General features: G+C 71.8%; 7 protein-coding genes and 1 pseudogene. 1 reads left to right on the forward strand and 7 read right to left on the reverse strand.

Annotated elements, in window-relative coordinates:
* A pseudogene (locus tag OJ997_RS35705) lies at window positions 1-842 on the reverse strand (hypothetical protein); the annotation flags it as partial.
* Window positions 843-908: 66 nt separating this feature from the next.
* Here OJ997_RS35705 and OJ997_RS35710 point away from each other — a divergent pair.
* Window positions 909-1475, forward strand: coding sequence for a cysteine hydrolase family protein (locus OJ997_RS35710; RefSeq protein ID WP_372517976.1), 567 nt, complete (start codon window positions 909-911; stop codon window positions 1473-1475).
* Window positions 1476-1518: 43 nt separating this feature from the next.
* Here OJ997_RS35710 and OJ997_RS35715 read toward each other — a convergent pair whose 3' ends face one another.
* From OJ997_RS35715 to OJ997_RS35740, 6 genes are all read right to left on the reverse strand, one after another.
* A complete protein-coding gene (locus OJ997_RS35715; protein WP_372517977.1) occupies window positions 1519-3543 on the reverse strand; it encodes a sodium-translocating pyrophosphatase in 2025 nt (674 codons plus the stop codon).
* A 102-nt stretch (window positions 3544-3645) separates the two neighbouring features.
* The gene (locus tag OJ997_RS35720; RefSeq protein WP_270030239.1) at window positions 3646-4062 is read right to left on the reverse strand and encodes a hypothetical protein; all 417 of its coding nucleotides are present in this window, start codon (window positions 4060-4062) and stop codon (window positions 3646-3648) included.
* Complete coding sequence (locus OJ997_RS35725; RefSeq protein ID WP_270030240.1) at window positions 4059-5186, reverse strand: carboxylate-amine ligase; 1128 nt, start codon at window positions 5184-5186, stop codon at window positions 4059-4061. The genes OJ997_RS35720 and OJ997_RS35725 overlap by 4 nt, the downstream gene beginning before the upstream one ends.
* Window positions 5187-5192: 6 nt before the next feature.
* On the reverse strand, window positions 5193-5885 hold the full coding sequence (locus OJ997_RS35730; protein WP_270030241.1) for a redox-sensing transcriptional repressor Rex: 693 nt from the start codon (window positions 5883-5885) through the stop codon (window positions 5193-5195).
* Window positions 5882-6127 carry a glutaredoxin family protein gene (locus OJ997_RS35735; RefSeq protein WP_270030242.1) on the reverse strand — a complete coding sequence of 82 codons (246 nt, stop codon included), beginning with the start codon at window positions 6125-6127 and terminating at the stop codon, window positions 5882-5884. The genes OJ997_RS35730 and OJ997_RS35735 overlap by 4 nt, the downstream gene beginning before the upstream one ends.
* A partial coding sequence (locus OJ997_RS35740) for a S8 family serine peptidase (protein WP_270030243.1) occupies window positions 6124-8512 on the reverse strand: 2389 nt, incomplete at its 5' end. The genes OJ997_RS35740 and OJ997_RS35735, both read right to left, overlap by 4 nt.

The following is an 8512-nucleotide window of genomic DNA, read 5'->3' on the forward strand; positions in this document are numbered from 1 at the left end:
CCTCCGACTTCGGCCTGCGCGGCCACGGCGACGTCCGGCACGGCCCCCGCGACCCCAGCCGCCGCCGGAGCGGACCCGGCAACGCCCGGCACGGACCCCGCGACCCCAGCCGCCGCCGCAGCGGCCCCGGCAACAACACCCGGCGCGGACCCCGCGATCCCGGCCGCGGCCCGCACGACCCCGGCAACGTCCGGCGCGGACCCTGCGATCCCGGCCGCCGCCGGAGCGCTCCCGGTAACACCCGACATGGCCCCTGCGATCCCGGCCGCCGCCGGAGCGGACCCAGCAACACCCGGAACGGCCCCCGCGATCCCGGCCGCCGCCGGAGCGGACCCGGCAACGCCCGGCGCGGATCCCGCGACCTCGGGCGCCGCCTCGCCGGCCGCGACGGACGGCCGCCGTCCCGCGTCTTGCGTCGTGCCGGCCGGGCCCGGTGAGGCGGTGGCTCCACCTGGCGTCGCCGCGCCGGCCGCGTCCACGTCCGCCGTCGCCGGGGGTGGCGTCGCGTCTTCCTTGTCCTTCTCGGGCGCGACGACCGGGCGGTCCTCGTTCAGGACGGCCGGGGCGCGGGCGACGATCGCGCGCATCAGGTCGGCGTCGCCGGGCGCCGGGCGGGTCATCGTGCGAACCGCGGAGTCGCCGCGGCGGCCTTCGATCAGGCCGTTGACGGCGGCGTTGCCGGCGCTGCCCTGGAGGCGCATGACCGTGCCGCGGGACAGTGGAGGGCGGGATTGGCCCGCTCCGGCGAGGTCGGAGGTGCCGCCGGAGATGGCAGGCGCCGGCCCCGCGGCGGTCGGGACGGCAGGTTCGACTTGGGGTTCGCGCTCGGCTGCCTCCGCCACGTCGGCGCGAACCTACATGTCGATCACGTCAACCGAAAGGGCAGGAAGGGCAGCGAGGCGGGCAACATGTCTCGTATGAACGTTGCTGACGCTGCTCTGCTGGTCGTGGACGTGCAGAAGGGGTTCGACGACGCGGACTACTGGGGTCCGCGCAACAACCCTGAGTGCGAGGAGAACATCGGGCGCCTGCTCGAGGCCTGGCGCGACGCCGGCGGGACCGTCGTGTTCATCCGTCACGACTCGACCGAGGAGCAGTCGCCGCTGCGGCCCGGCCAGCCGGGCAACGCGTTCAAGGACGTGATCACCGGCGAACCGGACGTGCTCATCACCAAGCACACGAACTCGTGCTTCTACGGGGAGCCCGACCTGCATGCCTGGTTGCAGGAGCGCGCCGTCCAGAACCTCGTCATCTGCGGCATCACGACCAACCACTGCTGCGAGACCACGGCCCGGATGGGCGGCAACCTCGGCTACGACGTGCAGTTCGTCCTGGACGCCACGCACACGTTCAACCGCGGCGACCTGGACGCCGACCAGCTGGTCCACGCGACCGCCACGAACCTCAATGGCGAGTTCGCGACGATCGTCACCACCGACGAGGTGATCTCCGGCGAGGCGCAGTTCTTCACGTAGGAGGCGACGGCCCCGCCGCGTCTCGGCGGGGCCATCCGCGAACTCAGGTGATCAGCGGGATGATCAGCAGCGCGACGATGTTCGCCACCTTGATCATCGGGTTGATCGCCGGACCGGCGGTGTCCTTGAACGGGTCGCCCACGGTGTCGCCGGTCACCGACGCGGCGTGCGCGTCAGAGCCCTTGCCGCCGTGCGCGCCGTCCTCGATGAGCTTCTTGGCGTTGTCCCAGGCGCCGCCGCCCGAGGTCATCATCACGGCGAAGAACAGGCCGACGACGATGACGCCGATCAGCATGCCGCCGAGCATGGTCACCGACAGCACGCCGACGATCACGGTGACGACGATCGGGATCAGCGACGGGATGATCATCTCGCGCTGCGCGGCCTTGGTGACGATGTCCACGCACTGGCCGTACTCGGGCTCCTCGGTGCCGTCCATGATGCCCGGCTTCTCGCGGAACTGGCGGCGGACCTCCTCCACGACGGCGGCGCCGGCGCGGCCGACGGCCTCCATCGACAGAGCGGCGAAGAGGCAGACCATCATGCCGCCGATCAGCAGGCCCATGAGGACGTGCGGATCGTCGAGCACGAACTGGACGACGAGATCGCCCTTCTCCTCGAGCTCGATCTTGAACGCCGCGAACAGCACCAGCGCGGCCAGCGCGGCCGAGCCGATCGCGTAGCCCTTGGTGACGGCCTTGGTCGTGTTGCCGACCGCGTCGAGCGGGTCGGTGACGTTGCGGACGTCCTCGGGCATGTTCGCCATCTCGGCGATGCCGCCCGCGTTGTCGGTGATCGGGCCGAACGCGTCCAGCGCGACGATCAAGCCGCACAGCGACAGCTGCGCCATGACGGCCACGGCGATGCCGTAGATGCCCGCCAGCTCGGACGCGCCCCAGATCGCGAGCACGATGACGATCGCCGGGGCGGCGGTCGCCTGCAGGCCCTGCGCCAACCCCTGGATGATGTTGGTCGCGTGGCCGGTCTCCGACGCCTTCGCCGTGGACTTCACCGGAGCGAAGCGCGTCGACGTGTAGTAGTCCGTGATCACGAACAGCGCGCCGGTGACGCCGAGGCCGATCAGCGAGCAGAAGTAGATGTCGGTCCACGACGGGGCGTCGCCGCCCAGGTCGCTCATCATCCAGTTCGTGATCGGGATGAACAGCAGCGCGGAGATGACACCCGCGACGAGCGTGCCCTGGTAGAGCGCACGCTCGACGTTGCCGCTCGAGGTCCGCACGAAGAACGCGCCGATGATCGACGCGACGATCGAGACGGCGCCCATGACGAGCGGGAACAGCACGACGGCCTCGTCCTGGAAGGTGAGGACGCCGAGCAGCATCACGGCCACCGCGGTGACCGCGTAGGTCTCGAACAGGTCGGCGGCCATGCCGGCGCAGTCGCCGACGTTGTCGCCCACGTTGTCGGCGATCACGGCCGGGTTGCGCGGGTCATCCTCGGGGATGCCGGCCTCGATCTTGCCGACGATGTCGGCGCCGACGTCAGCACCCTTGGTGAAGATGCCGCCGCCCAGACGGGCGAAGACGGAGATCAACGAACCGCCGAAGCCGAGGCCGACGAGCGCGTACACGGCCTCCTGCGAGGTCCGGTCGAAGAGGTTCACGAGAATCCCGTAGTAGCCGGCGACGCCCAGCAGCGCCAGGCCGACGACGAGCATGCCGGTCACGGCGCCGCCCCGGAAGGCGACGGCCAGCGCCGGGCTGATGCCGCCGCGCGCGGCCTCGGCGACGCGCGCGTTCGAGCGCACGGACACGTTCATGCCGATGAAGCCCGCGGCCGCGGAGGCCAGACCGCCGATCGCGAAGCCGACCGCGACGTAGATGTCCTGCAGCGGGATGAGCGCGACGAAGAGGACGACGCCGACGATGCCGATCGTCGTGTACTGGCGGCGGAGGTAGGCCTGCGCGCCCTCCTGGATGGCGGCCGAGAGCCGCTGCATCACCTCGTTGCCGGGTGACAACGCGAGCAACTGTCTCGTCGTCACCACGCCGTACACGACGGCGAGCAACGCGCACACCACCGCGACGAGTACGCCGTGGTCAGACAGAAAGTCAGACAACCTAACCCCTCTCCTTCTCTCTCCTCAGGAACGCGAAACGACGGCCTGTAAGGGCCGCCGTATCAGCGAGGCGGGAGTCTACACCGGGGGTTACTGACCGGGAACCCAGAGGCGGCCGGAGCTCTGGCCCGCGCCCGGACCTTCCGGCTTCTGCGGCTCGGCGGCCGGCTTGGTGACCTCGGGGGCGGGCGACTCGCCCGAGAGCTGCACGTAGGCCATCTGCAGGCGCGAGAGCGCGTCCTTGATCGGCGCGAGCTGCTCGCCGTGCTCGGCCTCCAACAGGCCGAACAGCGCGCGGGCGCCGTCGATCGCCTGCTTGGTCTGCGCGAGGTCACGCCCGGCCGGCTCTTCACCGGGAGGCGCCGCGAGGCCGGCCTTGCGGGCGCCCAGGTTGATCAGGGTCACCAGCGTCTGCAGGAGGACATCCTCGACCTGCAGCTTGTCCATCTCCGCCTCGATCTGGCGGATCTCCTCGTCGCTGAACTCGCGAGGGGGCGGCTGAGTCATGCGATCTTCTCCTCGGAGGGGTACGTCGCGCGCGTCTCGTCCACGCACACCTTGAACACTTCGTACGGCGAGGCGCCGCCGTCGATCAGCCGGCGCTGGCGCTGGGCGCCGTTGAGCTCGGGCAGCGCGACGTCCACGCCGGTCCACGCCTTCAGCCGGTCGACGGCCTCGGAAGCGGGGAACTCGGTGATCGTCGGCGCCTCGAGATCGAGCAGCTTGCCGTCCTGCCCGTAGCGGATCGCCCGCCACATGTTCTCCTCGATCAGGCGACCGGGGACCGCCGGCGGAACCTCGCCCGCGTCGATCTCGCGCAGGGCCTGGGCGACGCAGGCGACGATGAGCTGGATGAGCCCGTCGGCTTCGGGGCCGGTGGTCTGCGCGTCGCAGATCCGGACCTCGATCGTGCCGTAGGCGTGGTGCGCGCGCACGGACCACCACAGCTGGGTGTACTCGACGATCGAGTTCGTGCGCAGCAGCAGCTGGACGTAGTCCTCCCAGCTCTGCCAGGTCCCGAACGGGTCCGGGACGCCGCAGCGCGGGAACGACTTGGTGAACGTCTGCGTGCGCGCCGTGTGCAGGCCGGAGTCCTGGCCGTCCACGTACGGCGAGTTCGCGCTGATCGCGAGCAGCAGCGGGAGCACCGGGCGGAGGCGATCGCAGACCTGGATCGCGCGATCGGGGCCGTTGACGCCGACGTGCACCTGCAGCGCGAACGTGTTGTTGCGCCGCGCGACGTACTGGAGCCCGTCCTGCACGCGCCGGTAGTGCTCGGTGTCGATGATGTGCTGGTCGCGGTAGTCGCTCAGCGGGTGCGTGCCCGTGCTGGCCAGGCCGACGCCGTGCTTGTCGGCGAGCGCGAACAGCCGCCGGCGCGCCTCGCGTTGCAACTGCAGCGCGTGCTGGACGTCCTCGCCGCGACCGCTTCTGATCTCGATCTCGGACGAGATGAGCTCGCCGGAGATCGCGACCTTCAGGACGTCGTCGAGGTCACCGTCGGCGCGGAGCGCCTCGTACTTGGGGACGAGCTCGAGGGTCTGCGGGTCGATGATCGCCCACTCCTCCTCGATGCCCACCGTCAAATCCTGCGAGGTCTCGAAGATCTCGCGTGCCGCATTCAGATCCATCAGGGCTCAGGTCAGGTAGAAGTACAGCGCGTACAGAAGATCGACGGCCGGGCTCGAAGTATGGACCGTCACCTCCGGCGGCACCTGCAGCAGGGCCTCGGAGTAGTTGAAGATGATCTTCACGCCCGCGTCGACGAGCTTGTCCGCCAGCTCCTGCGCGGCCGCGGTGGGCACCGCGAGGACGCCGACGACGATGTCCTCCTCGTCGACGACCAGCTTCAGATCGTCGACGTGCAGGACCTTCGCGGGCCCGACCTGGTCACCGATCTTGGCCGGGTCCTGGTCGAACACGGCCACGACGCGGAAGCCGTGGTCGGCGAAGATGTCCGAACCGGCGATCGCGCGGCCCAGATGCCCCGCGCCGAACAGCGCGATGTTGTGCTGGCCGCTCGTCCGCAGGATCTTGCGGATCTGGCTGACGAGGCTGTCGACGTTGTAGCCGACCCCCCGCTTGCCGAACTTGCCGAACCCGGAGAGGTCACGCCTGATCTGCGTCGAGTTGACGTGCGTGTACTCCGAGAGCTCCTGAGAGGAAATCGTCTCCTTACCCATCTTCCGGGCTTGGGTAAGGACTTGGAGATAGCGGGAGAGGCGGGCGGCCACGCCGAGCGAGAGGCGGTCGGACAAAGGTCCGAGCCCGCCGTCGTTCGGAGGTAAGCCGCCGCCGTCGGCCTTCGTGGCGACGTCGCCGAAACTCATCTGCCCTCACGATAGACAATGCGTTGCGCCAGGGCCTGCTCGTCCACCTCGTAGTCGAACAGATGCTCGTCGTCGAGCGTGATCACGGGAATGCGCTCCAGGTAGCGCTTGTGCAGCTCGTCGTCGGTCTCGATGTCGATCTCGTGCAGCTCGAACGGCGTATGCCTTTGGACGCGCTGAAGCGCTTCGCGGGCCTCGTCGCACAGGTGGCAGCCGGGACGGCCGTAGAGCGTGACCCTCACTTGGCGGTCTTGGTGGTCGGCTCGTCCTGGTTCGGCGCCCAGGCGCGGACGCGGAAGGTGAGGCCGTCGCGGGTGCCGGCGGGGAGCGTGTAGGCGTACTCGGCGGGCATCAGCTCGCGGGCACCGCCGGCCACGGTCAGCGTCCGGCGGACCTTGCCGCCGGCGTCCACGAGGTCGAGGATGAGCTTCTCGGCGACCTGGACCTCGGTCTGCGCGCCACGCTGGAAGCGGCCGAGCGTGAAGCGCACGCGGCGGCCGTCGCGGTCGATCCGCGGGTCCCCCACTTCGATCGGCTCGACGGCGTCGGGGTGGATCAGCCACGGGACGCTCGCCACGACCTTGTTGTTTGCGATCGCCTCCAGCCGGCCGGTGGTGGTGCCGGGCTTGGGCAGGCGGATGCTGACCTCGGTGGGCGCGCCGGGCGTCAGCGTGAGCGCGTTCGGGGTCGCCGTGGCGCCGCCCGTGGCCCTGAGGTCGACCTGCGTGGTGTTGGTCGCGTTCAGCTCCATCGTCACCGGGTCCAGCGCGCCGGAGCGGGCCGTCGGCGGATCGGCGGTGATGCCGGAGCTGGGCTCGGAGACGACGCCGGCGCCGGCGCGGTCGGCCGGCAGGTCGTTGGGCTGGCCGGCGGCGATCAGGGTCGCGCGCAGCTGCTGCGGGGTGAGCTCGGTGCGGGTGCGGCTGAGCTGCGCGGCCGCGACCGCGACGTTCGCGGCGGCGACCGCGGTTCCCCCCGTCACGCCGGCGACGGTGAGCGCGCTGCCGGGAGCGGCGAGGTCGGGCTTGGGCAGGCCGCCCGCCGACGGGCCCTGCGCGGTGAAGCTGGACGCGCGGGTGGTTTCGGTCTCGCCGCGCGGGCCGCGCTTGGGGGTGCCGAAGGTGACGGTGGAGCCGGGTTCGAGCTCGAGCAGGCTCTCCGCGGCCTCCCCCGTGACGCCGATCACGGGCGCGGCGGCGCGCCCGGCGGAGATCGCGGGCAGCGCCTGCTCGTCGCTCTCGCCGGCGAGGACGACGGCGCGCGCGCCTGCCGCGGCGACGGCGGACGCCTGCGCCGCGGGGTTCGCTCCCGCCTTGACGATCACGACTTTCCCGCGCAGGCGCGTGGCGACGGCGGTCAGCGCCTCCGGGCTCGTGTCCTCGATCGGACCGGCGGTCGTGCCGTCGCGCGGCGGTGTGCCGGAGAGGACGGCGGCGTCGAGCTTGGTGCCGTCGGCGTTCAGCTCCGTGCGCGCGGCGGGCTCGGGGCCGGCGAGGGCGCCGACCGCCAGCGCGTCGGGGGCGCTGGCCGGCGACCCGACGGTACCGCTGCCGGGCTTGGCCGCGCCCTCGTTCCCGGCGGGCGCGATCGTCAGCGTCCCCAGCCCGGCGGCGCCCTTGATGGCCTGGGCCTCGGGCGTGTTGCTGAAGCCCGCGTACGGCGCGTTGACGCCGATCAGGGCGACCGGCACGTGGTCGGAGGTGTCCTGGTCGCCGTTCGGGTCCACGGCGTGCTCGAGGCCGGCGACGAGCTGGTCGGTCGTGGTCTCGGCGCTCACGGTGCCGCCCGCCGCGCGCAGGCTCGCGACGCGGATCGGCATCACGCGCTCCCCCGCCTGCGCGAGGATGCTCGCCAGCGCGGTCCCGCTCGTCTCCCGGCGCTTCTTGCCGCTGGGATCGGTGCCGGGCGCGGGATCGCGGTCGCGGTCGATCGCGTCGTAGCCGGGGTCGGCGTGGCCCGCGAGCGCGTTGGCGTCGACGCCGGTGTCGAGCACCGCGATCGGCGCCTGCCCGCTGACCCCGGCCCGCGCGAGCGACGGCTTGTCGGGCACCGGGACCGGCTCGCCCGACGCCGGATACGCGCGCCGGACCGTCCGCACGTTCAGTCGGCGCGCGTTGAGCTTGGGCAGATCGCGCGTGCGGACGGTCGCCGCGAACCCGTTCCACACCCGGTAGAAGGCGACGACGTCGCGCAGCACGACCCCGTTGGCCTCCAGCGCCGACCGCGTGGAGATCGCCTCGCGCTTGAGCCCGTCGACGTACTTGCGCTGCTCGTCGGAGCCCATCGTGCGCGCGTTCTCCAGCTCCCCGAGCGCGTCCCGGTTCAGCTGCACGAGCACCCGCTGCTCGGACCCGCGCGCCTGCAGCGGCGACCGCCCGTCGTAGGGCACGGGATCGGCGAGAGAAGCGGCCTTGGGCGCGGTGACGTCCGGCAACGGCCCGGCGCCGCCCGACACCAGCGCGACCACGAGGACGACGACGGCGACGAGCGCGACGGCGCCGCCGGAAAGGACGAGTTTCGGCGCCCGCCGCAACCGCGCGAGCGGCCCGCCGGGGGCGACCGGCGAGGCCTCGCCGTCGGGGGCGTGGCCGGGCGGCGCGCCCGACGCGGGAGGCGCCGCGGGCTCG

This window comes from Solirubrobacter phytolaccae, assembly GCF_027587195.1.
Taxonomy (GTDB): domain Bacteria; phylum Actinomycetota; class Thermoleophilia; order Solirubrobacterales; family Solirubrobacteraceae; genus Solirubrobacter; species Solirubrobacter phytolaccae.